Origin of the sequence: Cobetia amphilecti (genome assembly GCF_020217465.1) — a bacterium.
In the GTDB taxonomy this organism is placed as follows: Bacteria; Pseudomonadota; Gammaproteobacteria; order Pseudomonadales; family Halomonadaceae; genus Cobetia; species Cobetia amphilecti.
Genome location: NZ_CP084115.1, coordinates 2,301,492 through 2,325,514, shown reverse-complemented (window position 1 = coordinate 2,325,514; position 24,023 = coordinate 2,301,492). Strand labels below are relative to the sequence as shown.

The window sequence follows — 24,023 nt, the reverse complement described above, 5'->3', positions numbered from 1 at the left end:
CGTGAAGAGTGTCAGAGGGCAGCAGGCGGCACAGGAGAGCTGATGCACAGGTGCCGGCCAGCAAGGCCGCGGATGGCGCGCAGCATACCAGATCAGGCGGGCGGTTCGCTCCACTGCAGGCGATGGGGATCGAATCCGGCGCATAGGGTCGGCTTGATGATGTCGAAGTAGGGCGAGATATCGAAGTCGCAGGGCGCAAACAGGCTGTGATGGCGGATATGCAGTAACTCCTCATAGCAGTGCAGGCATGCCGGGTCGCTGGAGGGCAGGACGTCACTGTCTGGCAGGATGGGGTAGCGCACGGCCTGGAAGGCCTCGGCGATCAGCGATGAGCAGATCGCGCGGGTCGGGTCGCCGCTGCCCAGTGCCAGCATGCGGCGCCGATAGCGGCTTGGCACCGGCGGCGTACGAATCAGATAGCGAGCCAGATCGACGATGTTGCGCAGGTCATATTGATGGCCCAGGCGCGCCTCGGCGTGGGCGATCAATGCGCTGATCTCCTCCTCCGTGAGTCCGACTGGGCGGCAGATACGCGTGTGCTGATGCCAGTAATGGTTGAGGGGTACGCGGCGCACCCCAGCGGTAACGTCCGCTTCCAGCAGGCAGTCGCCCCTGACCGGGTGACCTCTGCTGTCCAGTGGCGTGCGCACGCAGAGCGCAGCGTGAGACCAGGTCGACTGGGTGAGGTAGCGAATGGCGGTGCTGATACGCGAGGAGCCCTCGACCAGCAGGACATCGCCGCGCCGCAGGGTGGCAGCCAGCTTTTCCGGTGATGACGTGGAGCGATGCGCCGGCAGCTTGCCCGGCGCCGTAAGATGACGCGCCAGCCGCGTGCCCAGCCAGTCCAGTCCTCGCATGCCTGCCTCCCGTATGGCTCAACCCTCATCAGCCAGTCTGAGACCTTTTGGAGAATTCAGCCAAATGCCACCTCAGGCATGTCGTGCTCAGTGCCCCGGCTTCGGCACGTCCTGCTGGCTGACATTCTCATCGTTGGCGGTCTCGCTGGCCTCGGCCTGGTCGTCGGCGTCCGGCTCCGGGGCATCGAGCGTCTCGCCGGTGTCCTGGGCAGGTGTCAGTGCCAGTTCGGTGAGCAGCGGGAAGTGATCGGAGCCGAAGGCTTCCATGCGCGCCACGCGCACCACACTGAAGTGCTCGCTATGGAAGAGGTGATCCAGCGGCCAGCGCAGCAGGGGAATGTTGGCGTGGAAGGTATTGAACATGCCACGGCCGACGCGGGGGTCCAGTAGGCCGGACAGCTTGCGGAACAGGCGCGTGGTGCGAGACCAGGCCACGTCGTTGAGGTCACCGGTCACGATCACCGGCTGCTGGCTGTCGGCGACGCTGCGCGCCACGATGATCAGTTCGGCATCCCGCTCGGATGACTCGTCATTCTCGGTCGGGCTGGGCGGCGCCGGATGCAGGAAGTGCACTCGCACGCGGTCACCGCTGGCCAGTTCCAGTTGCGCATGCATCGACGGCACATCCTCTTCGACCAGGAAGTCGATGCTGGCGTCATGCAGTGGCAGGCGCGAATAGACATGCATGCCGTAGAGGTTGTCCAGCGGGCATTTGAGGGTATGCGTATAGCCGTATTGCTCGCTATCCGCCTCGAGCACGTCGAGTCGCTGCTGCCACCAGTCATCGGATTCCAGCGTCACCAGCACGTCGGGCTGTTCGCGTTCGATGATGGCCAGCAGCTTGTCACTGTCGTGGTTGCTGGTCAGGACGTTGGCGGTGAGCAGACGGACCTGGCGCTGCCGGTCATGCTGTCTGGTGCGCGCGGACTCGCAGGGAAAGAGGCGGGTATAGGGCACGATCCAGTGTGCCTGATAGACAAGACCGGCCACGGCGATCACGGCCAGTGACACCCTGAGCCCGAAGGCAAGCTCGGACACCGCGAGGTCGGCGATCAACAACATCGCCCACAATGCGGCCAGCTGCAGACGGGGGAAATCCATGATGCGTACCGACCAATGGCGAATACGCGTCAGTGGCAGCAGGGTGAAGGCTGCCATCAGCAGCGTCAGTACGCCGAGTAGCGTGGGGATCATGGTGGCTCCGGTGGCAGAGAATGGGGCGGGAAGTCGAACGCTCAAGCGTCAGACATGGTGGCGACATGCTTGACACTCAAGTCAGGACGCTTTTCTCACGAGGCAGCCCGCCGCTGACGGCACAGGCGTGAGATCCATTGCCAGCGATTGATCAACAGGGCGGTGAAGATGAGGCCGCAGCCGGTCATCTGGATCAGGGTCATGCGCTCACCGAACCAGGCGGCCGACATCAGGGCGGCCCAGACCGCTTCCAGCATCAGGATGACCGAGGCGTGGCTGGGCGTGGTCAGGCCCTGTGCGTAGATCTGCAGGAAGAAACGCAGCGTGCTGGCGATCAGGGTACTGGCCAGGAACCAGCTCAGGATGTCGAGACTGATGCCGGCGGGCCAGCTCTCGCTGAGCGCCGAGAGTATCAGGCAGGTGACGCCGGTGGTCATCAGCTGGATGGCCGTCAGCGGCAGAGCCGGGATATTGCGCACCAGGCGTGAATTGAAGTTGAACACCAGTGCGAACAGGCAGGCGGCGCCGAAGATGAGCCACTGGGCGGGCTCGATGGTGAAGCCATCGGTCGCGCCGGGCTGGCCCATGCCGAGCAGGGCGAAACCGAGCAGGGCGGTGGGCAGTGCGATCCAGGTGCTCATCGGCGGCCTGTCCTTGAACAACAGTCGCGCGAGTACCGGCACCATCAGGATGCCGAAGCTGTTGATGAAGGCGATCACGCCCAGTTGATCAGATAGTGCGACCCCTAGCGACCAGCAGGCCATGGCACCCCCGAACAGGACACCGACGCCGCTTGCGCGCAGCTTGCGCGCGGTGGACAGTTGGCCCAGTGAGCGCGCATCGAAGATGGCCAGAATGAGCCCCGCAAGCAGGAAGCGACTGCCGATGAACAGCAGAGGGGGCATGCCGGCCATCGCCTCCTTGGAGAAGATCCAGCCTGCGGCGGCGATGATGGTGACCAGCAGGAGCAGCAGATCGGCCTTGAAAGGCGAGCGGGAGGGGGTCGTCTCGGAGGAGAGGCTCATGGGGAGGGCGGGAATCCTTTATTCGTTGCTTCGCAAGTGATAACTATCCTATCAAGCTGGTGAAGTGGCTGCTGGCCTTTATCGGAACGCGAAAATCCGCCAATGCGTCTTGAAAGCCGCGCGACTTTCGACGTTACGCTGCGCATCATGCAGACACGTTTCTTTTTTCATTAGATGGCCGGAGGTTGAATGGCATCGACACCACAAGATGAGGTTCGCGATCCCTCGCATGAGTCTTCCGGGCAGCACGCACACGATCATTCTCATGGCTCCGACCCTTCAGGCAGGCACTCACATGAGCATTCACACGGGCATTCGCACAGCCACTCACATGATCATTCACACGGGCACCAGCATGATCATGCGCCTGAGGTGACCGCCGACAGCGAGCGACGCGTCAAGCTGGCCATGTATCTGACGGGCGGCTTCATGCTGGCGGAGGTGGTCGGCGGGCTGGTCGCGGGCTCACTGGCCCTCTTGGCGGATGCCGGGCACATGCTCAGTGATACCGTGTCGCTGGCATTGGCCTGGGGCGCGTTTCGCCTCGGGCATCGGGCGGCGACCCGCAAGCTGACCTTCGGCTATGCACGCTTTCAGGTGCTGGCCGCGTTCGTCAATGGCCTGACCCTGCTGGTGATCGGGGCGGCGATCGTGGTGGCCGCCATCAAGCGGCTCTGGCTGCCCTCCGAAGTACTGGCGGGGCCGATGCTGGCGATCGCCGTGCTCGGACTTGTCGTCAATATCGCGGCATTTCGTATCCTGCATCAAGGCGATCAGGACAACCTCAATCTACGCGGCGCGGTACTGCACGTGATGGGGGACCTGCTCGGCTCGGTGGCGGCCATCGTCGCCTCGCTGATCATCATGACCACCGGCTGGAATCAGGCTGACCCGCTGTTGTCAGTGCTCGCGGCGGTGCTGATATTGCGCGGTGCCTGGTCGTTGGTGAAGCGTTCGGCGCACACCTTGCTGGAAGGCACGCCGGAGCAGCTCGATCACGCCGATATCCAGGCAGGCGTTCTGGCGCTTGAGGGCGTGGAGAGCGTACATGACCTGCATCTCTGGGGGCTGACGCCTCAGTCGCCGATTGCCAGCCTGCATGTCGTCGTGGCCGCCACCAGCGTACCCGGCGATGTGCTGGAGCGCGTCCAGGCCTATCTGCGCGACGGCCATGACATCTCGCATGTCACAGTTCAGCTGGAAGGCGAGGCATGCCTGCAGGGCTGCGTGACGCGCTGATGTGATGTGTGCGATCAGCGCGCTGGTTGAGGGAGGGGGATCTCGCAAGGCAAAGCATGCGAATCCCTGACGCAAAACGCCCCGCTGAGAAGCGGGGCGTTGTTCGTTGCCGCGAATGGTCTGGAGTGAATCATCCGCTGCAGTCTCTTCAGTTGTTCAGTCTCTTCATCTGTTCAGCGTCGCTGGCGTCACGTTACGCCTTGACGTGCAACGTCCCAGTGCTCAACGGCTCAGTGCTCAGCGACATAGACGGTGCGGATATTCATGAAGGCACCGAAGCCATATTCGCTCTGCTCACGACCATAGCCACTGCCTTTGACGCCACCGAAGGGCAGCTGGGCGAAGGGCGTGGTCGGGCGATTGACGAAGCTCATGCCGGCCTGCAGCTGACGAGAGACGCGTTCACCCCGTTCGTCGTCTTTGGCCACCACGGTGCTGCCCAGGCCATAGGGGCAGTCGTTGGCAAGCTCGATGGCATGCGCTTCGTTGTCCGCAACCACCACTGAAGCGACCGGACCGAACAGTTCTTCATTGAAGGCCGGATTGCCTTGGGTGACATTGGTCAGCACGGTCGGCGGATACCAAGCACCGTCGCGATCCGGAATCTCACCACCGCACTCAAGCTTGGCGCCTGCCTTGATGGCGCGCTGGACCTGGTCATGCAGGTCATCGCGCAGGTCCTTGCGAGACATCGGGCCGATATCGACCCCTTCGCTCATCGGGTCGTCCATGCGCATGTCCTTGACCTTCTCGATTAGACGCTTGGAGAAGTCCTCGGCGAGGGACTTGTCGACGATCAGGCGCTTGGACGCGGCGCAGCTCTGGCCTGTGTTGTCGAAACGCCCGGCGATGGCGAGATCCACCGCACGCTCGATGTCGGCATCATCCAGCACGATCAGCGGATCGATACCGCCCAGCTCCAGCACGCTTGGCTTGAGCGCCGCGCCTGTCTGCTCGGCGACCTTGCGACCTGCCTCTTCACTGCCGGTCAGGGTGACGCCCTGCACGACAGGGTCATTGATGATGTCTTCGATCATCTCCGAACCCACCGGCAACCAGGTGAAGATACCCTCTTCAAAGTCGGCCTTGTGGAACAGCTGGGTGATCAGATCGGCGCAGCCCGGGACATTGGAGGCGTGCTTCATCAGGCAGACATTGCCGCCCGCCAGGGCCGGAGCCGCGAAACGGATTACCTGATAGAGCGGATAGTTCCACGGCATCACGCCGAGGACGGCGCCGATGGGGTCCTTGACGATCTTGGCACGCACGGCACCATCGACATCACGCTGCTCGGTTTCCATCAGCTTGGGCAGATTGTCGGCATAGAAGCGCGCGATGCTGGAGGAAATCTGCGTCTCGCTGATGCCCTGATCATAGGGCTTGCCCATCTCATGGGCGATCTGCGTGGCGATTTCCTTCTGATGCTCATCGATCAGGTCCGCCAGAACGGTGAGGCGCTGCGCACGATCCTGCACGGTGGTCTGGCTGAAGCTCGAGTACGCCTTACGCGTCTGCTCCAGTTTCTGCTGAACCTCTTCCTTGCTCAGCGTGGCGTATTCCTTGAGAACCTTGTCATTGGCCGGGTTGGATGCGGTCAGTGTCTTGTTGCTCATCTTGCCTCCCTAGTGGGTGCTGGTTCAGCAAGTGACTGAATGGGGATCGCGAGGGATCGAGATCGGCCCTTGAGGCAGTCACTCCATTGGCTACACATCAGGACTTGGCGATATTGCCTGAGGTCTTCAAGGGGCAGGGGCTATTGCGTCGGGTCACCTCAGTGTTGCCATATGAGCACGCTGCTGGCCCTTGAAACGCCACAGGTTGCGTCAATCGCGCCTCGCAAGCCTGCCGCGCTGGCTGCCAGCATGCGACAATGAACATTTGGTGCCGGGCGCGGGAAAGCGTCTCCAGTGCCGGGCCATCGACATGAGTGCAAGCGTCACAAGGAAGAGGAAGTCAGCGTGTTCAACAATATTCTGGTGGTGTGTACCGGCAATATCTGTCGCAGTCCGGTCGGCGAGTCACTGTTGAAACAGGCGTTGCCTGGCAAGATAGTGCACTCGGCGGGCGTGGGCGCATTGGTCGATCACCCGGTCGAGCCCACGGCAGCACGCTTCGCCGTCGAGTCGGGGCTCAAGGTAGGTGAGCATCGTGCGCGCCAGGTGTCGGTCGAGATGCTGACGGCTGCAGACCTGATTCTGGTCATGAGCGATGGCCATCGTCGCGCCATCAACCAGATGGCGCCGCAGGTCAGTGGCAAGACGATGCTGTTCGGTCGCTGGCTGGCTGGCGGCCAGGGAGAAGAGATCCCTGATCCCTATCGTAAGAGCGAAGAGGCCTTCCGCCATGCGCACCAGAAGCTGGTGGAAGCGGCTGCGCTATGGGTCAAGAAACTGATGTAATCAATATTCTGTTTTTAAAAATATTTTATGGATTTTCCCCGCCGAGCATCGCGTGGAGCAGCTGGGCTGGTGTCGCTCCGCCAGTGGTCTGGATCGCAGGCTGCTGCAGGATAGCCCAGTGGTGCAGGCCGATCTTGACGTGCAGCGCCAACGGGTCAGCGCGCTGCAAGCCGAGCAGGCGACCGGTCAGCCGGAGGCGGCATTCGCCGGCAAGGTGAACTCACTCAATCCTGCCTTGAGAGAAGGGGGCTGGGTCGGTGAGGGGGAGTGGGTGATGACGTTGTGCAATCCCTGGCAGCTAACCCTGACGACCTGGGTGGAAGAGGAATAGGTGCTGCGTGTCGATGAAGGTGCCACTGCCTGGTTCTATCCGCTGGCGCCGGTAGGCAAGCCGCTGGAAATGCGCGTGGTCAGCGTCGAACCTCAGGCAGTGGCAGTGCTTGAGCAGCCGGAAATGGCCGCGCCCTACGGAGGGGAGTTGAAGGTTCGCGAGGGCGAGGAAGGGCAGCTGGAACTGATGCGCAGCCTCTATCGGGTCACGCTTGAGCCAGTGGACTTCTCACAGGCGCTGACACTCTCGATGCCTGACCGGCGCGGCATGGTCAACGTCGAGACTGAGCCGCGCAGCCTGTTGAGCCGAACCTGGCGTGAAGTGGTGGGGGTCTGGCGTCGCGAAATCGGTTTCTGATACCGCTATCTTTTCTACATACTGCATTATGGAATTGAGCGCAGAAGCCCAGCCTTCGAGTGGCGTTTGCCGCTCAGAAGCTGGGCTTCTCTGGTCTGGCTCTGGAGAGCGGACTTGTGGAGGCAGGGCTTTTGAGGACAGGGCTTATGGAGAGCGCTGTTAGAAAGAGGGCTTTGTGTGGTATTGAGGAGATACCGCGCTCTACTCTATGGCGCGCTCCACCTTGAATCGTCAAGACCCTGATTTAGCCGCTTTAGGAGCAATAGGCTGCGCCACTCGAGCGTCATTGACCCGTGAGATCGGGCTGGAGTCCGTGCCGCCGGTATGTCCTTTGCCGTGGCCGTCATCGGTATTGGAGTAGATGGCGATTGTCTCGAGTGGCTCTGGCATGCCCAGCGCATAGCCCTGCACATAGTCGGCACCGATGGTGGCGACGGAGGCGAGCACTTGCGCACTCCCCACGAATTCCGCCACGGTCTTCATGCCCATCTCACGCGCGACCTCGGCAATGGCGCGGGCGATGGAGTAGGAGACGCGGTTGGTGTCCATGTCGCGAATGAAGGCGCCATCGATCTTCAGGAAGTCGACGGGCAGGTTTTTCAGGTAGCCGAAGGACGACACGCCACTCCCGAAGTCATCCAGCGCGAAGGAGCAGCCGAGTGCGCCGAGTGCCTCGAAGAAGGCGCGAGCGTCGCCCAGCCGCGTGATGGCGACGGACTCGGTGATCTCGAAACACAGCTTGTCACCCGGGATGCCGCTGTCGCGGACCATGGTGACCAGCAGGTCACGGAAGCTCGGGCTGCTGATGGAGTGCCCAGAGAGATTGAGAGACACCATGGTCAGTCGCTGGGCATGCGCAGGGTGCGCTGCCAGCCAGCTCAGATATTGGCGAATGACATGTTCATCGATGGCGGCTGACAGGCCATAACGCTCCGCCGCAGGCAGGAAGGCGCCCGGCGCAATGATGGTGCCGTCCCGGCCTTTCAAGCGCACCAGCACTTCGTAGTGTAGTTCGCAGTTCAGCTCGCAGTGCGGGTCGTTGCCAAGCTCTGAGTTGTCAGCTTGTGCAGTGGCGAGAGTGCTGACAATCGGCTGTTGGTAAAGCACCAGGCGCTGTTCTTCGATGGCCGCGGTGATTTCTGTCAGCCAGTGCATTTCCTGCATGCGCCGAGCTACCTCGTCACCAGATTCACTGTGGCGATGAATGCGGTTACGCCCGGCATCTTTGGCTTCATAACAGGCAGCATCGGCGGCACTCAGCAGTTGGTGCGGGTCGTTGTGATTGCTGTCGATGCTCACCAGGCCAATGCTGGTACTGATGGTGAACAGCTTGTCTTCCCACATGAATCGGAAGTTGGTGACGGACTGACGCATCTCTTCGAGCAGTGCCTCGGCGGTGTCCAGCGACATGTTGGGCATCAGCAAACCGAATTCATCCCCTCCCAAGCGCGCGAGACGGTCCGGCTTGCGCAAGCCGGCGGCAATCACGTCGACCAGCTGGATCAATAGCGCATCGCCGGCCGAGTGGCCACAGGTGTCATTGACCACCTTGAACTGGTCCAGATCGATGTAGGCGAGACAATGCAGTGCGCGAGTGGCGCGTGCATCATCGCAGAGTGTCGTCAGTTCACGTTTGAAGGCGCCGCGATTGAGCAATCCCGTCAGGCTGTCGTGGTTGGCCTCGTGGGCCATGCGCTGCGACATGGTGTGATTGAGCGTATTGTCGATCAGCGCCAGCAGCGTATAGCCCTCCTGGTCTGGCGTCGCCTCAACCGCAGAAACACTGATCTCGGCATGCACCGAGTTGCCGGAGGCGTGGATGAAGCGGCATTGCTGGGTAAAGAAGTCCTTGCGCTGCTCGATCAGAGCCTGATGTTGCTGCAGGAAGCTTTCCAGGTCCTCCGGCTCGATCAGTTCGCGAATGACACTCTGGGACAAGGTGGCGGCGGTGTAGCCCAGGATGCTCTCGAGTCGTTGGTTGACGCGCAACAGCTGGCCACTGGTGCTCAGGTGCGCCATGCCGACAGCAGAGTGCTCGAAGGTGGCGCGGTAGCGTCGTTCGTTGGCCCGCAGGCGCTTCTGAGAGGCTTGTTGCTCGAATTCGGTCATGAGCTGTGAGACGTGATCCGCCACGGAGGCAAGAAACGCCCGCTCATCATCTGCCCATTCGCGCGGGGCATTGCTTTCTGTACAGCAGATGACGGCCACCACCTGACCTGCCACACGGATCGGGCTGTCGATGATGGCCTTAACGCTGCAGCGGAAGGTCCCATCAAACAGCAACTCCTGATTGGCCTTGGTCACATCGGACAACGCGAGAGCACGCCCGGCATCCAGGGCTTCGAAATAGACCCGGTTCTGGGTGCGGGTAAGGCGAGTGGGGACTGTGCTATGCGTCGCATCGTGCGGCGGGGGGATCCACGCATCATGGACATGGGCAAGCGACAGGCAGTCGCGGTCTTCATTCATGTACCAGAAGCTGACCTTGCGTATCTGCAGGCCCTTGGCGATTTGCTCACATAGCCACGGCAGCAGGCCATCCAGTTGCGTGCTGTCATCGTGGCGGGTGTTGCCGAGCTCGATCAAGGCCGCCTGTTGGCGTTCATAGCGGCGCAGCTTGTCAGCCTGGGCCTCCTTGGCCAGATGCTGCTGATGGATGTCCAGTAATGAGCCAATGAAGCGGTAGGGCTCGCCGTCTCTGACCTCGAATTGAGCGCGTAGCTCAAACCAGCGATGGTCTCCCTGCTGAGTGCGAATCAGCAGCTCGCAATTGAAAGGCGTTCCGCTCAGTCGCTTGGCGTTGACCAAGGCCTTGAAGTCGTCACGCATGTCGGGTGCGACTCTCTCATGCAATGCTTCGAGCCCGGTGTCGAGTGTTCCGGCTTCATACCCCAATTGGTTTTCCAGGCGGGTAGAGATGGTCAGTCTCTCGTTGCCTGTTTTCCATTCGATGATGCCATCGGAGATGCTGCGCAATATCCAGCTGGCGCGCGACTGACTGTCTGCGAACTCTGCATTGAGGTAGCTTTGATTGACTTGGCGTTTCAGCGCCTCGGTCGCCAGGGTCGCGAGCTTGTCCAACCGGATGAGGACTTCCGGGCTGGGCAACTGTTGACGCGGTGCAGTGTCCGCCAGGCTCATGCAGCCGATTATCTCGCCATTGTCTGCCTTGAGGGGCAAGCCGATGTAATAACGAATGCCGTCGGCAAGGACCGAACTGCAACCGGCGAATTCGGGTTGTCGACGGGCGTCACACGTGATGAGAGGACTGGCTTGCAGTACCGCCACGCCACACAGCGCATTGCTAATAAGGACGGACTCATGCGCGTTGTCATTCAGACTCAACCAGCGCTTGAGCTGCTCGCCGTCACGCAGGTTGATCATCCCCATAGGAGCGCCAGCAAGGTCCGCAGCCAGCTCAAGAATCATCAGGGCCTGATGATCCTCTTCATGCCGCAATGTCTTGATCCAATTGGGAATAACGGAAGTATCAAGCCCGAGAGAGTCTGGCATCGTGTCGCAGCCTTCCCTGTCTGTAACGGTGTAGGAGGGGTCGAAATCGCAGACTACCACAGTAGAGCGTTGCCAAACCGTTGTTGGCGTCTTGAACATTGAGGGCAGTAAGGACGCCAGGGCAGAGAGGGGAGGTCGTCAAGGATGGCTGTGACATAATTGTCAGTATGGCAGCCTGACGGGCTGACACGGTCAAGAGGAGTATGAAAGGAAATGGCGTTGATCAAGGGGTTCTGCATCCTTCTGCTTTGCCAGTTTCTCGGCGAGGTGACGGGGCGTGCGTTGTTGTTGCCGGTGCCAGGGCCAGTACTGGGAATGCTTTTCCTGCTGCTGGGGTTGATGTTGCGAGGGCGGCTGCGCAAACGGTTGTTGCCTGCCCCGGACAGAGAAGGGGAAGGAGTGCTGCGCGTTGACGAGAGTGCGGATCGAGACTTCGGTCAACGTCAGCTGGCCCGTGCGCTACTGCGGGAACGCGTGCCGGCCAGTCTCAGGCTTGCCAGCAATGGCCTGCTCTCGCATCTGTCGCTGCTGTTCGTGCCTGCGGGCGTTGGCGTCATGGTCCATTTCGAGCTCATCGCACGCGATCTCACCGCCATCGCCATCACGCTGGTCGCGTCGATCGCGGTCACCCAGTTCGTCACGGCCTGGCTGTTGCAGCGTCTGATCGATCGAGGCTCTGCTACGCCGAGCGGCCCAGGGGGCAAGTCACCCAACGGTGATGAGGTGTCCTCATGAATCTGGCCCCGCTTGACGCCCTGTGGGTGTACCTGAGCGCTTCTCCGTTATTGCATCTGCTGCTGACGCTGGTGGCCTTTCTGCTGGCGACGGCGATCAATCGTCTGGCACGGGGCGCATCGCTGGCGCACCCGGTACTGGTCTCCATCGCGCTGATCATCGGGTTTCTGTGGCTGACAGACACCGACTATCCCACCTACTTTGAAGGGGCCCAGTTCATCCACTTCCTGCTCGGGCCGGCCACCGTCGCGTTGGCGGTACCGTTGTTTGACCATCTCGATCGGGTCAAGCAGATGCTGTGGCCACTGCTGACGGCCTGTTGCGTCGGCATCGTCACTGCCGTGACCACTACTCTGGGGCTGTCACTGTCGCTGGGAGCACACACCCAGGTGGCCTTGAGCCTGGCGCCCAAATCCGTCACATCACCGATCGCGATGGGGATCGCCGAAAAATTGGGCGGTATCCCCTCGCTGACGGCAGGGCTGGTGCTGCTGACCGGCACCCTCGGCTGTGTGGTAGGCCCCGTTGTCATGCGACTGGCAGGGGCGCGAGACGATACCGTCAAGGGCTTCACCATGGGCTTGTCGGCGCATGGCATCGGTACTGCGTTCTGCTTCTCGTCGGTGAGCACTCTGGCGGGTGCCTTCGCTGGCATGTCGATGGGGCTGACCGGTCTGCTGACCGCCTTCATCGTGCCGCCTATCGTCAGGCTGTTCGGCTTCTGAGCATCAGGGGTATTGGTGGAGAGTCGAGCTGGAGGCGAGCAAGAAGCAGGAAGGCCAGCGTTATCGTGGCATCGTCTTGTGAGAGCTTAAGTTTGCGTTAAGCGCAGCCATTCATGCTGGTGATCACTCCATGGTTAAGCTCAGCGCTTGCGTGTTGGCCATGGGAATCGTCAGCACGTCTTGTGGAAATGTCACCTCGTTGCCACATGTCTGTCAGTGAGCTGATCGATCATGCTCCTATGCAGGTCCACAAGGCGTGTCATCCACTCGCGCCTCTGTGTCTGGCAATGCCTCGACCCAAGGAAAGCCCTCATGTTCATTTCTCTTGCACGCACAGTTCTTGAACGCACTGGTCTTGCCCACACCGCTGCAAAGCTCAAGCCCGCTAGCCTAGCCGGGCATCGTGTCCTGGTCGAGGCGCCGATGGCCTCCAGTTGTCGAGAACTCTGTTGGCAGCTGGCGGCGGCAGGGGCTGCATTGATTCTGGTCGAGCGAGAGGGGGATGACCTTGCCTTGCTGTGCAGGTTGTTGCCCACCCCGAGTGGCCAGCAACACCGCCGCCTGTCACTGACGCACGCAGATGTGAGGGGTGACGCGCTATGCACGCAACTGCACAACATCCCGGCTTCGGAGCGCCCCGATACCTTGCTAAGCCTGCCGGGCGATGGCCGCTGGCATCTGGAGAGTGGCCGCGCCTGGCATGTGCTCGAGCGTGGGGGGTGGCCGGCCGAGGTGCGCGCCAAGGTACTGGAGTGTCTTGAGCTTCATGGCTCGGCGGATAGCCGACGCCCGCTGCTGGAGTTGATCGTGCAGGCAGACGGCGACTTTTTCGTTCCGCTGCCGACAGCGAAGCACTCACGTATCCGCTTGCATACCCCGGCGCTGATCACTGGTGAAGAGGACCCTCTTTTGATGCGCCTGGCGCGTCATCAGGGCAATCATCCTGTCAGTGTGGCGCGTCAGGCGCGCGCGCTGATCTTCCGACTGCGTCTGGCGCGAGCCGGGCACCCGCTCGCGTATGGCTGGTTGATGGCGGGTGAGGCGTTGCGGCGTGTCATCGGAGGACCGCGCCGCATGCTGGAGCGTGGCGCGCTCGGGCTGCGTGAGCAGAGGATGCTGCTGACGGCGCGTCTGGCCAGGTGGCGCCATGCTCGACACCCGGGGCGTCGTGCACGCAGCGGTGTGTGATGGCTGGCTGATCCATCGACACAGGCGATGTGCTATCCCGAGGTTTGCTTCCAACGTCCGTCACCTTTCGGTGGCGGACGTCTTGTCTCATGTCCTGATATGACATGGCAGAATCAGAACGATTTCAAGGAGTCCAGATGCGAGTTCTGCTCGTCGAAGATGATCCGTTGTTGGGGGAGGGGGTCAACCATACCCTGCGCCGCGAAGGCATGAGCACTGAATGGTTGAAGGAGGGCGCCAACGTTGCCGCCACGCTCAAGCATTCGCCCTTTGATGTGCTGGTGCTGGACCTTGGCCTGCCGGATCTCGACGGTCTGCAGGTCTTGAGTCACCTGCGCCGTCAGGGCCAGACGTTACCGGTATTGATCCTGACGGCACGTGATGACATCAGCGACCGGGTACGTGGTCTGGACGGCGGCGCGGACGACTATCTGGTCAAGCCGTTCGACATTGCCGAGCTGGTGGCGCGTCTGCGTGCGTTGGTCAGGCGCCATGCCGGGCAGGCCAGCGGTTGCCTGCAGCTGGGGCCGTTGCGCATTGATCAAGCTGGCCGCACTGTCACGCTCTCCGGTAGTGAGGTCGCGCTGGGACGGCGCGAGTTTGATCTGCTGGAGTTCCTGCTGCTGCACCCCAGCCGTGTCTTCAGCCGAGATCAGCTCGTCGAGCAGCTCTATGGCTGGGATGGCGATGTCGAGAGCAATGTCATCGAGGTACATGTGCACCATCTGCGCCGCAAGTTCGGCACCGGGGTGGTCAAGACCGTGCGCGGCGTGGGCTATCGGCTGGGGGAACTCACGTGAAATCCATCCGCAGTTTCCTGCGGCGCAACCTGATTGGTGGCGTCGTGATCGTGCTGGGGACGGCCGCTGCCTGGAGCTACTTCGACTCCCGCGAGCAGATTGATGAGCTGTTCGACGCTGAGCTGGCCCAGAATGCACGCATGCTGGGGCGGCTCTATCAGTCTCAATTGGCGTCGTTGACACCGGCCGCGCGTCAGGAAAAGTTGCAGCAGATGACATCGGGCCAGTTCAGCCTGCGTCCACCCTCCTTGAGCTTTGCCGATGGTCACGAGAAATCCCCGCTGGGGCATGTCTATGAAGACAAACTGATCTTCCAGATGTGGGATGCGCTGGGCCAGCCGTTGCTTGGCCTCTCTTCACCCTCTGTGGCGCTGGATTACCTGCCGGTGCCTGGCTATGGCATGCAGCATGACAATCATCATGACTGGTTCACCTTCACGCTGTATTTCCCCGAGAGTGGCATCTGGGTCACGGCGGCCCAGCGTGAAGATGTGCGCGATGAACTGACCGGCCAGATTGCGTTGCACAACGTGCTGGCGCTGGTGGTCGGGTTGCTCGTGATCGCCTTGCTGATCGGTGTGGCGGTCTCGCGGGGTTTTCGTCCCGTATTGCGCATCAGTCATCAGATCACGGCCCGTCAACCCGGGTACCTCGAGCCGCTGGATGCCAGCGAGGCACCTGACGAGATACGCGGCATGGTGGATGCCCTCAATGGGCTGCTGGTGCGCCTGGCGGACACCCTTGACAAGGAGCGGCGCTTCACGGCCAATGCGGCCCATGAATTGCGGACTCCCCTAGCGGGCATCAAGGTGCATGCCCAGAATCTGGAGGCCGATGCCAGGGATGAGGCCTCGCGGCGCTCGGCACGCATGATCGTGGATGGCGTCAATCGCATGACACGGGTAGTGGAGCAGCTGTTGACCCTGTCACGACTGGAAAGCGGGGCAGAGGCACCGCGTCGCTCCGTCGATCTCGCCCAGCTGACCAATGAGCTGGCGCGGGATCTGGGCCCCATGGCACGCCAGCGAGGCATCAAGCTGCATATCGAGGTTGAACCTGGCGCGCAGCTGGTCAGTCATGAGAACGGCCTCTACGTGCTGCTGCGCAATCTGCTCGATAATGCGCTGCGCTATACGCCAGAAGGCGGAGAGGTGCGCCTGGATATCCGCCGCGACGATGCTGGATGGCGCATGGAAGTGGCCGATACGGGCCCCGGAATCCCGCTGCGTGAACGCGAGCGCGTCTTTGAACGCTTCGTGCGTCTGGCCGGCCAGAAGACTCAAGGTTCCGGGCTGGGCCTATCCATCGTGCGCGAGCTCGCCGAACGTCTAGGCGCAGCGCTGGCGCTGAAGGAGAGCCCCTTGGGAACGCCCCAGGCCCCGGGGCTGCTGGTGCAGGTTCGCTTCCTGTCATAGCAGGTTCGCTTCTCGTCGTGAATAGCGCCTGTCGGCCGGGTTGCGTCAGCGGAGGTCAATGATTGCGTCGAATGCATCATGCGGCTGTGATGCTGGCTGGCGCTCGATAATGCCAGCGCGGAGTGCAACTCGGCGATGGTCGGGTGGTAAAGACGGCTAGATTAGCGCTATCTTCATTATATGTTGCAGAGCAGCATGACATTACCCTCTGTCAGGAGATTCGCATGAGTGAACAACAATCTTCCCCTGCCCGTGTTGCACTGGTGACCGGTACCGCCAGCGGTATCGGCGCCGCCATCATGCAAGCGATGTGCGATGCCGGGCATCAGGTGCTGGCGGTCGATTTCAGTGATGAGGGGGCAGAGGTCGCCGACAAGGCAGGGGCTGCCTTCTTCAAGGCCGACCTGACGGATGCTGAGCAGTGTCGCGCGGCGGTAGAAGAAGCCGTGTCCCGTTTCGGGCGCCTCGATATCCTGGTTAACAATGCCGGCATCCAGCATGTCGAGCGTATCAAGGACTTCCCCGAAGCCAAGTGGAATCAGATCATCGCCTTGATGCTGAGTGCGCCATTCACGCTGATCCAGGCGGCCTGGCCGTACATGGAGAAGAATGGGTACGGGCGCATCGTCAATATGGCGTCCATTCACGCCCATGTCGCGTCCCCGGGCAAGGCGGCCTACGTCAGTGCCAAGCATGGTTTGATGGGGCTGACCAGAACTGCTGCGCTAGAGGGTGGGGAAAGTGGCATCACCGCCAATGCCATCTGCCCGGCCTATGTACGCACGCCGCTGGTCGACAAGCAGATCGCCGAACAGGCCAAGCTCAATGACATGCCAGAAGATGAAGTGATCGAGAAGGTCATGCTCAAGGGAGCGGCGATCAAGCAAATGATTGACCCCTCCGAAGTGGCGGATATGGCGGTATGGCTGGCCTCCGACAAGGCAGGTTCAGTGACCGGCTCCAGCTTCAACATGGACTTGGGGTGGACGGCGCAATAACGGCTTATCATTGAGATCCGACGCATTACAGTCACTGCAGTGACTCGAAGCCCTCACCATCGAATCGCGTTTGCGAGCGAGGATGGTGAGGGCTCTTGCTTGGTCGTCTGCAAATTGTCGCCTGGGTGCAGGCCAGGGCAGCGGCGCTATCTCAGCGCTTGACCGGGCGCTTCTGCAGCTTGCGTTGCAGGGTGCGACGGTGCATTCCCAGGGCGCGGGCTGTGGAGGAAATGTTGCCATCGTGCTCGTTGAGCACCTTCTGGATGTGCTCCCAGGTCAGGCGGTTGACCGACGGCGGGTTGTCGGAAATCTCGGCGGCCGGGTCACCGCCTTCGCGGTTGAATGCGTTGAGAATCTCGTCGGCATCGGCGGGCTTGCACAGGTAGTTGACCGCGCCGAGCTTGATGGCTTCCACCGCGGTGGCGATGCTGGAATAACCGGTCAGCACCACGATACGCGTGTCAGGCAGCAGAGCGATCAGCTCGGGCAGCAGCTTGAGGCCAGAGCTCTGCTCCAGCTTCAGGTCGAGCGTGATCAGCTCCGGGCGGTGGCTGCGCGCCACGCTGAGTGCCTGGGCCTCATCGCGGGCCACTTCCACTTCATAGCCGCGACGCGTCATGGCGCGCGCGGTGACCTGGCAGAAGAATTCATCATCGTCGATGATCAGCAGTCGGGTTGCATCGCTCATCAGGGTTCTCGCTTGGGCGGTCTTTGCCGCCATCATGTCAGATGAAGGGGGAGGCGCACTTCCGTCAAGGTGCCGCCATCTTCGTGGTTGTACAGACTGACGCCGCCACCGAACCGATTGATGGTGGCATGCGTGAGGAACAGGCCGATGCCCATGCCCTTGGATTTGGTGGAGATGAAGGTCTCACCCAGTTGATCCGCCACCGCCATGGGCACACCTTCGCCATGATCGCGGATGTCGATCAGCACTTCCTGATCGCGTTGCTCCAGGGTGATCTCGATATCATCCGGGCAGGCGTCGGCGGCATTGTTGAGCAGGTTCATCAGCGCCTGCTCAAGCGTGGTGTCCACCAGCATGGAGGCCTGTTCAGCGCCGGGCGTCACCTCGACGCTATGCTGCACGTCCGGGCGCACTACCAGCCAGCGCTGCACGATTTCTTCCAGCCACTGGGCAGCATTGATGGGTTGAGGCTGCTCCATGCGGCGGCGGTCGGCCGCGGCCACCATCGCCTGCAGGCGTTGCTTGCAGGTGTCGACCTGGCTGCGCAGCAGGGCAAGATCATCCTCTAGCTGAGGGTTGTTCCTGTCCTTGGCATCCTCGCGCATCTCGCTCAACAGCACCGCCATGGTGGAGAGCGGGGTGCCCAGCTCATGCGCGGTGCCGGCGGCCTGGCTGGCCACTGCCAATACCTGCTCGCTACGCAGGGCGGCCTCACGCGTGGTGGACAGCGCCTGCTCCCGGGTGCGCAGCGCATGGGCCATCTTGTAGATGAAGTAGGTCACCAGAGACGCCGACAGGCCGAAGTTCAGCCACATGCCGATGACATGTAGGCTGATGCGTCCGCCCAGCTCATAGGTCGCCAGCTGCGGCACCGGCTCGTAGAACACCATCAGGAAGCTGTAACAGCCCATGCCGACTGCAGCAATCACCCAAGCATAGCGCCACGGGAGCGTTGCGGCCGCCATGGTCACCGGCACCAGATAATAGGGCACGAAGGGGTTGGTGGAGCCACCGGTATGGAAGAACAGCATCGTCAGGCCGGCGATATCCACCAGCAGGTGAATCAGGTTCTCGGTGTCGGTGACAGGGTGAGATTGCCCGAGGCGCCACCAGGTCGCGACATTGACCAGCCCCATCGCGATGATGATCGAGATGACGGGCAGCACGTTGAGCTGAAAGCCGATGATCTCGATCCCGAAGATGATCAGGATGAGAAAGCCGGTCCAGGTGATGCCGCGCGCAATGGTCAGACGAATGAGATTGCGGTGCGGCGTGGACAGTGGTGGCGGTAGCGGCTGATTCATGACAACTCCTGCGAGGAATGCGGCCATGATAGTGAATAAGGCGCATAAAGTGCAGCCCTGACGGACAGTTAGCGTCAAGGCGCCAAGGGATCCCCTGGGTCGCCTCCTCTGCGTCGTGACCGCTTGGTGGCGCTCTCTTCGGGATTCAATGGTTGTCAGCCTCGCTCGAAGGAGCCACTCGGCCAGGGCGTCACGCGTGTCGGTGTGATGTCGGTCAGGTGGGCCTTCCAACCCTCGACATGCGTGATTGGCTGGCGCGGATAGTGAGCCGTTGTTCTGTCGCGTCCGGCGCTGCTTGACCAGGCGAGCCAGGGCGCATGGCACTGCATGCCGGCGGGCAGTGCCGCAAGTTCAGGTATCCAGCGGCTGACGTAATGGCCGAGAGGGTCATGCTGGCGTGCCTGCTTCATCATGTTGAAGTGGCGATCCCCGCGTGGGTCACGTCCGATACCCGCCAGATAGCGCCAATTGCCCCAGTTGGAGGCGACGTCGTGATCCAGTAGCTGATGTTCGAACCAGGCCGCTCCCTGGCGCCAGTCCACGCCAAGGTCCTTGACCAGAAAGCTCGCCACGTTCTGGCGCATGCGGTTGCTCAGCCAGCCGGTAGCCGCCAGTTCGCGCATGCCGGCATCGACCCATGGCACCCCGGTCATTCCGGCCTGCCAGCGTTCAAGCGCTTGTGACCCCGGCTCATGGCCGCGCGGTTGAGCCCCGTCGTGGCTTGGGGACTCGCTCGTGAAGGTATGTCTGCCTAGCCGCCGTGCATCCCAGTGGAAATATTCGCGCCATAGCAGCTCGATGCGGATCCAGTCGCTGTCCTTGAAGGCAGCCTGCGGATGCGCGCAGTGCTCGGGGAGTGTGGTCTGAAAGCGGTGCAGTGCATCCAGTATCCGCCGCGGCGACAGACAGCCCAGTGCCAGCCACACGGAGAAGCGGGTCGAGAAATCCGCGCCGCTGAGGCGATTGCGGGTGGTCTTGTAGTGGCCGGCGGAGGCCGGGCTCAGATAATCCTGCAGGCGTTGCAAGCCGGCGGGCTCTCCGGGAGTAAAGGTGTATTCGCCGCGGGTATCGGCCTGCCAGTGGCGAGCCTCCAACAGATACCTGGCCGCGCCCTGAAAGCCACGAGGGGCGGCCTCCGGCCAGCCGGGGAGCCGGGAGGGGGCTTTTAACGGGGCAGGCATGTCGGGAAGGCTCGGGCGGGCCTTCTCCAGCTTGCGCCGAAAGGCACTGAAGCTCTCGGGGAGCGCGGTAAGCGGTTCCGGCAGCTCGTCTTCGTCCAGCAGCAAACCACTGTTCAATCGCCGCAGGCGACACTGGCTTGCCACCGCGCGTTGCTGTCGGTGTTCCACCACGCCCGTAGCGCGGCATGTGATGACGCCTCGGCAGTCATATTGCCTTGCTAGCTGCCCAATCAGTTGTGCCGCATCGCCGTGGAGGATCAGCAGGTCACTGCCCAGCGCCTGAAGTCGTGTGCGCAGCGATTCCAGACTCCCGAGCAGGGCATGTTGCCGTCCCGTGCTAAGCGGCTGCAGGCGTGGTTCCCCAGGGCTGACGCTGCCGAAGGGCTGAAAGGTCGTTTCCGCCAGAACATGCACGACCAGCAGGTGCGAGGCTCGCTCCTCGAGTGCGGCTTGCCATACCGGGTTGTCATCGAGGCGCAGATCCTCGTTCAACCATACCAGCCAGGGGTCAGTGGACGTCATCGCGCGTCTCCCGTGCCAGCTGGCGTGCGTTGCGACGACAGCGCTGACTGCAATGGCGTACGTCATCCCAACAATCCTGCCACTTCTTGCGCCATGTGAAGGGGCGCTGGCAGGTCTGACACAGCTTGCTGGGCAGGTGCGGTTTGCGATGCATGCTGGCAAGGCTCCTTAAAAACAGTACACAACCTATACCATAATTATACATCACGCGAAATGGCGGCCAGGAAACCCCCTGTCGTTCTGTGAATGAGCGTCTTGCATGCCTGGCTCAATCGCTGCCCGGCAGTTGATCCAGTTGTCGCTCCAGGGTCTGCATGGTGAGTAGCAGATCACGGTATTGGCGTGCATTGACCGCACCGAGCAGCTCATCCTCGAAACGCCGCGCTTCGGGAATCAGCTCGGCTAGCATGGCCTCACCCTCGGCGGTGAGAACCAGCAGCTGCGCACGCTGGTCCTGCTCGCTCGGACGACGCAGGATAAGTTCACGGTTCTCCAGTGATTTGACGGCGCGCGAGACGCGTACCTTGTCCATGTGGGTGCGCAGACTGATTTCCCGAGCGGTCATCGGTACGCCACGGCTCAACCAGGCCAGCAGACGCCACTCGGCGACATTGATGGCGAAGCGCTCGCCATAGCGGGCGAACATCGCCTCACTGGTACGCTCGGCCAGTCGGTTGAGGCGATAGGGCAAAAACTGGTCAAGATCCAGCTCGCAGCGGGGCGTGTCCTGGGAGGCATCCCCATCAAGGGCATCGCGCGCTTCGGGAGTGTCATCAGTGCGTTGCATCGAGAGTTACCTGTCTCGGTGAGAGGGCTGACTTGCGTTGTCGCATCAGAGCATTGCGGCCAGATCAGGTTGCCAATGTTACCACTTTCGATGTTGGGCAAGACAAAAGTCGGCCACTTTGGCGATTGTCAAGGTATGGATCTGGCTATATGGTTTCATATGTTACTATTTGGGGCGGTGGCGGCATGTCGTGCCATAGATGCCCCGGGTCATCAGGAGCCGCGAGCCCACAAGGAGATGAATCGTCATGCGCGAGCGCAATGCTGAGTGTCGTTATCACGCCGGTTTTCGCAATCATGTCTCCAGCGAGGCGTTGCCTGGTGCCTTGCCGCAGGGCCAGAACTCCCCCCAGCGTTGCCCCTACGGCCTTTACGCGGAGCAGTTGAGCGGCTCGGCCTTCACCGCGCCGCGTAGCCACAACCTGCGCAGCTGGCTTTACCGCATTCGGCCCTCGGTGGTGCAGGGCACCTATCAGCCCATGGAGATGCCGCAGGTCGCCACCGCACCGCTGGCCGAGGGAATGCCGGATCCCAACCCGATGCGCTGGGACCCCATCGCGTTCTGCGCTGGCGATTTTCTGGAAGGTCTGATCACGTTGGCGGTCAATGGGGATGCCCAGGCGCAGCAGGGTTGTGCCACGCATCTCTACGCCTTCACTCGCGGCATGCAGCAGCGCTTTTTCTACAATGCTGACGGCGAATTGCTGATCGTGCCGCAGCAGGGTGCCATCGAGGTTCGCAGCGAGCTGGGCCTGCTGGAAGTCGCCAGCGGCGAGATCGTCGTGATCCCGCGTGGTATCAAGTTCCAGCTCAATCCGCTGGCGGGGCACGCGGAAGGCTGTCGTGGTTATGTGGCCGAGAACTACGGCGCGCCTCTCGAGCTGCCCTCGCTGGGGCCCATCGGTAGCAATGGACTGGCCAATCCACGTGACTTCCTCGCGCCATCGGCACGTTTCGAGGACGAAGCCGGTGACTTCACGCTGGTGGCAAAGTTCGGCGGGCGTTTCTGGCGCGCGAGTCTGGATCATTCACCGCTGGATGTCGTGGCCTGGCACGGCAATTACGCGCCCTACAAATATGATCTGGCGACCTTCAATACGATCAATACGGTCAGCTTCGATCATCCTGATCCCTCTATCTTCACCGTGCTGACCTCACCGTCGGACACTGCCGGGGTCGCCAATCTCGACTTCGTGATCTTTCCGCCACGCTGGATGGTCGCCGAGAACACCTTCCGGCCGCCGTACTTCCATCGCAACCTGATGAGCGAGTTGATGGGGCTTATCCATGGTGAGTACGACGCCAAACGCGAAGGCTTCCGTCCTGGAGGCGCGAGTCTGCACAACGCCATGACCCCGCATGGCCCTGACGCTGCCACCTTCGAGGCCGCCAGTCGGGCGGAACTTGCCCCCCGCTATCAGGGAAATACGCTCGCCTTCATGTTCGAGAGTCGCTATCTGTTCCAGCCCACCCCGCAGGCCCTGTCGTCGAGCGCTCGTCAGCGCGACTATGGCTCGGTCTGGCAGGGACTCGCGTCTCACTTCACGTCCCACACCACTCCTCAATCCACCTCTTGATTCACTCCTCAATCCACCCTGCATCAGCGATGACCTTTGACTTTTCATCGTCATCCGACCCCAGGCAATTCCTGCATTCTTGCTCACGTTGCTCTTCAAGGAGGCACCCATGAAATTCGCTACCTGCCAGGATGGTTCCCGCGATGGAACACTGCTGCTGGTCTCCCGTGACCTGACCCGCGCCGTCAAGGTCGCGGATGTCGCCACGACGCTGCAGGCGCTGCTGGAAGACTGGACGTCGCTGGCGCCCAGGCTCGAGCAACGCTACGTGGCGCTAAATGATGGCACGCTGGCGGACGCTTTTGCGCTGGAAAGTCAGGCGCTGCATTCCCCGCTGCCGCGCAGTTACCAGTGGGCAGACGGCTCGGCGTATCTGAATCATGTGCAGCTGGTGCGTCAGGCGCGTGGCGCCGAGATGCCCGAGACCTTCTGGCACGACCCACTGATGTATCAGGGCGGCAGCGACAGCTTCCTGGCCCCCAGCGCCGATATCGTATGTGTCAGTGAGGAGCATGGCATCGATTTCGAAGGCGAGATCGCCGTCATCACCGATGATGTGCCGATGCATGTCAGTCCGGAGCAGGCCGAGGACCATATTCGCCTGTTGATGCTGGTCAATGACGTCAGTCTGCGTGGACTGATCCCCGGCGAGCTGGCCAAGGGCTTCGGCTTCTTCCAGTCCAAGCCGTCGTCAAGCTTCTCGCCCATCGCCGTGACGCCGGACGAGCTGGGGGAGGCCTGGCAGCAGGGGCGCGTGCATCTGCCGCTGAGCGTGCATCTCAATGGTGAGAAGTTCGGTGAGCCAGAGTCCGGGCCAGACATGATCTTCAGCTTCCCGCAGCTGGTGGCGCATGCCGCGAAGACCCGCCCACTGGGCGCCGGCGCGATCATCGGTTCAGGCACCGTGTCCAATCCCGGCAAGGATGGCGGCCCCGGCAAGCCGATCAGTGAAGGGGGTGTGGGCTACAGCTGTCTGGCAGAAGTGCGCATGGTCGAGAAGATCCTGTTCGATGAGATTCGCACTCCCTTCATGCGTTTCGGTGATCGCATCCGCATCGAGATGTTCGATCGCGATGGCCAGAGCATCTTCGGCGCCATTGATCAGCAGGTGACGCAGTTGGACGCCTGAGGGCGGCCTCGTCAGGCAGAGCTTCTCAGAGACACGTCTCGGGAAGACGTCGTGCGCCGG

22 protein-coding genes are annotated in these 24,023 nt (G+C 61.7%); 12 read left to right on the top strand and 10 right to left on the bottom strand.

Annotated features, from left to right (window positions below; all coding sequences use genetic code 11):
- Positions 1–92: 92 nt before the first annotated feature.
- The 3 genes from LCW13_RS09895 to LCW13_RS09885 all read right to left on the bottom strand — a co-directional run bounded on the left by LCW13_RS09895 (position 93) and on the right by LCW13_RS09885 (position 3,076).
- Positions 93–857 (bottom strand): YiiX/YebB-like N1pC/P60 family cysteine hydrolase, encoded by a 765-nt coding sequence (locus tag LCW13_RS09895; RefSeq protein WP_153635949.1) that lies wholly within the window; start codon positions 855–857, stop codon positions 93–95.
- An 87-nt stretch (positions 858–944) separates the two neighbouring features.
- Positions 945–2,051 (bottom strand): endonuclease/exonuclease/phosphatase family protein, encoded by a 1,107-nt coding sequence (locus LCW13_RS09890; protein WP_153635948.1) that lies wholly within the window; start codon positions 2,049–2,051, stop codon positions 945–947.
- A gap of 95 nt (positions 2,052–2,146) precedes the next feature.
- Positions 2,147–3,076, bottom strand: a complete 930-nt coding sequence (locus LCW13_RS09885; protein ID WP_153635947.1) for a DMT family transporter — start codon at positions 3,074–3,076, stop codon at positions 2,147–2,149.
- A 372-nt stretch (positions 3,077–3,448) separates the two neighbouring features.
- Here LCW13_RS09885 and LCW13_RS09880 point away from each other — a divergent pair, with 372 nt between their 5' ends.
- Positions 3,449–4,315 (top strand): cation diffusion facilitator family transporter, encoded by an 867-nt coding sequence (locus LCW13_RS09880; RefSeq protein WP_225346721.1) that lies wholly within the window; start codon positions 3,449–3,451, stop codon positions 4,313–4,315.
- Between the two features lie 230 nt (positions 4,316–4,545).
- Here the strand turns inward: LCW13_RS09880 and LCW13_RS09875 are convergent, their stop codons facing one another.
- Complete coding sequence (locus tag LCW13_RS09875; RefSeq protein WP_153635945.1) at positions 4,546–5,928, bottom strand: NAD-dependent succinate-semialdehyde dehydrogenase; 1,383 nt, start codon at positions 5,926–5,928, stop codon at positions 4,546–4,548.
- Between the two features lie 345 nt (positions 5,929–6,273).
- On the opposite strand from LCW13_RS09875, the gene LCW13_RS09870 reads away from it, so the two are divergent.
- The 3 genes from LCW13_RS09870 to LCW13_RS09860 are packed head-to-tail and all read left to right on the top strand — an operon-like array spanning position 6,274 to position 7,402.
- Positions 6,274–6,714: an arsenate reductase/protein-tyrosine-phosphatase family protein gene (locus LCW13_RS09870; RefSeq protein WP_153635944.1), complete on the top strand. Its 441-nt coding sequence runs from the start codon at positions 6,274–6,276 to the stop codon at positions 6,712–6,714.
- A gap of 52 nt (positions 6,715–6,766) precedes the next feature.
- The gene (locus LCW13_RS09865; RefSeq protein WP_153635943.1) at positions 6,767–7,045 is read left to right on the top strand and encodes a hypothetical protein; all 279 of its coding nucleotides are present in this window, start codon (positions 6,767–6,769) and stop codon (positions 7,043–7,045) included.
- On the top strand, positions 7,046–7,402 hold the full coding sequence (locus LCW13_RS09860) for a hypothetical protein (RefSeq protein ID WP_153635942.1): 357 nt from the start codon (positions 7,046–7,048) through the stop codon (positions 7,400–7,402).
- Between the two features lie 231 nt (positions 7,403–7,633).
- Here the strand turns inward: LCW13_RS09860 and LCW13_RS09855 are convergent, their stop codons facing one another.
- Positions 7,634–10,831, bottom strand: a complete 3,198-nt coding sequence (locus tag LCW13_RS09855) for a bifunctional diguanylate cyclase/phosphodiesterase (protein WP_225348141.1) — start codon at positions 10,829–10,831, stop codon at positions 7,634–7,636.
- Positions 10,832–11,128: 297 nt separating this feature from the next.
- Here LCW13_RS09855 and LCW13_RS09850 point away from each other — a divergent pair, with 297 nt between their 5' ends.
- The 6 genes from LCW13_RS09850 (at position 11,129) to LCW13_RS09825 (ending at position 16,776) form a co-directional block, all read left to right on the top strand.
- Positions 11,129–11,650: a CidA/LrgA family protein gene (locus tag LCW13_RS09850; protein WP_153635940.1), complete on the top strand. Its 522-nt coding sequence runs from the start codon at positions 11,129–11,131 to the stop codon at positions 11,648–11,650.
- Positions 11,647–12,375 (top strand): LrgB family protein, encoded by a 729-nt coding sequence (locus tag LCW13_RS09845; RefSeq protein ID WP_153635939.1) that lies wholly within the window; start codon positions 11,647–11,649, stop codon positions 12,373–12,375. Before LCW13_RS09850 ends, LCW13_RS09845 begins: the two co-directional genes overlap by 4 nt.
- Positions 12,376–12,687: 312 nt before the next feature.
- Complete coding sequence (locus tag LCW13_RS09840; RefSeq protein WP_153635938.1) at positions 12,688–13,563, top strand: hypothetical protein; 876 nt, start codon at positions 12,688–12,690, stop codon at positions 13,561–13,563.
- A gap of 137 nt (positions 13,564–13,700) precedes the next feature.
- On the top strand, positions 13,701–14,363 hold the full coding sequence (locus LCW13_RS09835) for a response regulator (RefSeq protein WP_107334631.1): 663 nt from the start codon (positions 13,701–13,703) through the stop codon (positions 14,361–14,363).
- A complete protein-coding gene (locus tag LCW13_RS09830) occupies positions 14,360–15,778 on the top strand; it encodes a sensor histidine kinase (protein ID WP_153635937.1) in 1,419 nt (472 codons plus the stop codon). The genes LCW13_RS09835 and LCW13_RS09830 overlap by 4 nt, the downstream gene beginning before the upstream one ends.
- A gap of 224 nt (positions 15,779–16,002) precedes the next feature.
- Positions 16,003–16,776: a 3-hydroxybutyrate dehydrogenase gene (locus LCW13_RS09825; protein ID WP_153635936.1), complete on the top strand. Its 774-nt coding sequence runs from the start codon at positions 16,003–16,005 to the stop codon at positions 16,774–16,776.
- A gap of 151 nt (positions 16,777–16,927) precedes the next feature.
- On the opposite strand, the gene LCW13_RS09820 is transcribed toward LCW13_RS09825, so the two are convergent.
- The 5 genes from LCW13_RS09820 to LCW13_RS09800 all read right to left on the bottom strand — a co-directional run bounded on the left by LCW13_RS09820 (position 16,928) and on the right by LCW13_RS09800 (position 21,258).
- The gene (locus LCW13_RS09820) at positions 16,928–17,464 is read right to left on the bottom strand and encodes a response regulator transcription factor (RefSeq protein WP_043336058.1); all 537 of its coding nucleotides are present in this window, start codon (positions 17,462–17,464) and stop codon (positions 16,928–16,930) included.
- Between the two features lie 32 nt (positions 17,465–17,496).
- Positions 17,497–18,768, bottom strand: coding sequence for an ATP-binding protein (locus tag LCW13_RS09815; protein ID WP_153635935.1), 1,272 nt, complete (start codon positions 18,766–18,768; stop codon positions 17,497–17,499).
- A 155-nt stretch (positions 18,769–18,923) separates the two neighbouring features.
- Complete coding sequence (locus LCW13_RS09810; RefSeq protein WP_172978680.1) at positions 18,924–20,471, bottom strand: DASH family cryptochrome; 1,548 nt, start codon at positions 20,469–20,471, stop codon at positions 18,924–18,926.
- Positions 20,458–20,625 (bottom strand): DUF2256 domain-containing protein, encoded by a 168-nt coding sequence (locus LCW13_RS09805; protein ID WP_153635933.1) that lies wholly within the window; start codon positions 20,623–20,625, stop codon positions 20,458–20,460. Before LCW13_RS09805 ends, LCW13_RS09810 begins: the two co-directional genes overlap by 14 nt.
- Positions 20,626–20,739: 114 nt before the next feature.
- Positions 20,740–21,258 (bottom strand): MarR family winged helix-turn-helix transcriptional regulator, encoded by a 519-nt coding sequence (locus tag LCW13_RS09800; RefSeq protein ID WP_153635932.1) that lies wholly within the window; start codon positions 21,256–21,258, stop codon positions 20,740–20,742.
- A gap of 247 nt (positions 21,259–21,505) precedes the next feature.
- Here LCW13_RS09800 and hmgA point away from each other — a divergent pair, with 247 nt between their 5' ends.
- Entirely contained in the window at positions 21,506–22,834 is a 1,329-nt protein-coding gene (gene hmgA / locus LCW13_RS09795) for a homogentisate 1,2-dioxygenase (RefSeq protein WP_153635931.1), read from the top strand.
- Between the two features lie 109 nt (positions 22,835–22,943).
- A complete protein-coding gene (locus LCW13_RS09790) occupies positions 22,944–23,963 on the top strand; it encodes a fumarylacetoacetate hydrolase family protein (RefSeq protein WP_153635930.1) in 1,020 nt (339 codons plus the stop codon).
- Positions 23,964–24,023: the final 60 nt, after the last annotated feature.

Bases quoted from the DNA above. Each gene is read 5' to 3' on its own strand.
- LCW13_RS09895 (WP_153635949.1), bottom strand. From the start codon at position 857: ATGCGAGGACTGGACTGGCTGGGCACGCGGCTGGCGCGTCATCTTACG.
- LCW13_RS09890 (WP_153635948.1), bottom strand. From the start codon at position 2,051: ATGATCCCCACGCTACTCGGCGTACTGACGCTGCTGATGGCAGCCTTC.
- LCW13_RS09885 (WP_153635947.1), bottom strand. From the start codon at position 3,076: ATGAGCCTCTCCTCCGAGACGACCCCCTCCCGCTCGCCTTTCAAGGCC.
- LCW13_RS09875 (WP_153635945.1), bottom strand. From the start codon at position 5,928: ATGAGCAACAAGACACTGACCGCATCCAACCCGGCCAATGACAAGGTT.
- LCW13_RS09855 (WP_225348141.1), bottom strand. From the start codon at position 10,831: ATGATTCTTGAGCTGGCTGCGGACCTTGCTGGCGCTCCTATGGGGATG.
- LCW13_RS09850 (WP_153635940.1), top strand. From the start codon at position 11,129: ATGGCGTTGATCAAGGGGTTCTGCATCCTTCTGCTTTGCCAGTTTCTC.
- LCW13_RS09845 (WP_153635939.1), top strand. From the start codon at position 11,647: ATGAATCTGGCCCCGCTTGACGCCCTGTGGGTGTACCTGAGCGCTTCT.
- LCW13_RS09840 (WP_153635938.1), top strand. From the start codon at position 12,688: ATGTTCATTTCTCTTGCACGCACAGTTCTTGAACGCACTGGTCTTGCC.
- LCW13_RS09835 (WP_107334631.1), top strand. From the start codon at position 13,701: ATGCGAGTTCTGCTCGTCGAAGATGATCCGTTGTTGGGGGAGGGGGTC.
- LCW13_RS09825 (WP_153635936.1), top strand. From the start codon at position 16,003: ATGAGTGAACAACAATCTTCCCCTGCCCGTGTTGCACTGGTGACCGGT.
- LCW13_RS09820 (WP_043336058.1), bottom strand. From the start codon at position 17,464: ATGAGCGATGCAACCCGACTGCTGATCATCGACGATGATGAATTCTTC.
- LCW13_RS09815 (WP_153635935.1), bottom strand. From the start codon at position 18,768: ATGAATCAGCCGCTACCGCCACCACTGTCCACGCCGCACCGCAATCTC.
- LCW13_RS09810 (WP_172978680.1), bottom strand. From the start codon at position 20,471: ATGACGTCCACTGACCCCTGGCTGGTATGGTTGAACGAGGATCTGCGC.
- LCW13_RS09805 (WP_153635933.1), bottom strand. From the start codon at position 20,625: ATGCATCGCAAACCGCACCTGCCCAGCAAGCTGTGTCAGACCTGCCAG.
- LCW13_RS09800 (WP_153635932.1), bottom strand. From the start codon at position 21,258: ATGCAACGCACTGATGACACTCCCGAAGCGCGCGATGCCCTTGATGGG.
- hmgA (WP_153635931.1), top strand. From the start codon at position 21,506: ATGCGCGAGCGCAATGCTGAGTGTCGTTATCACGCCGGTTTTCGCAAT.
- LCW13_RS09790 (WP_153635930.1), top strand. From the start codon at position 22,944: ATGAAATTCGCTACCTGCCAGGATGGTTCCCGCGATGGAACACTGCTG.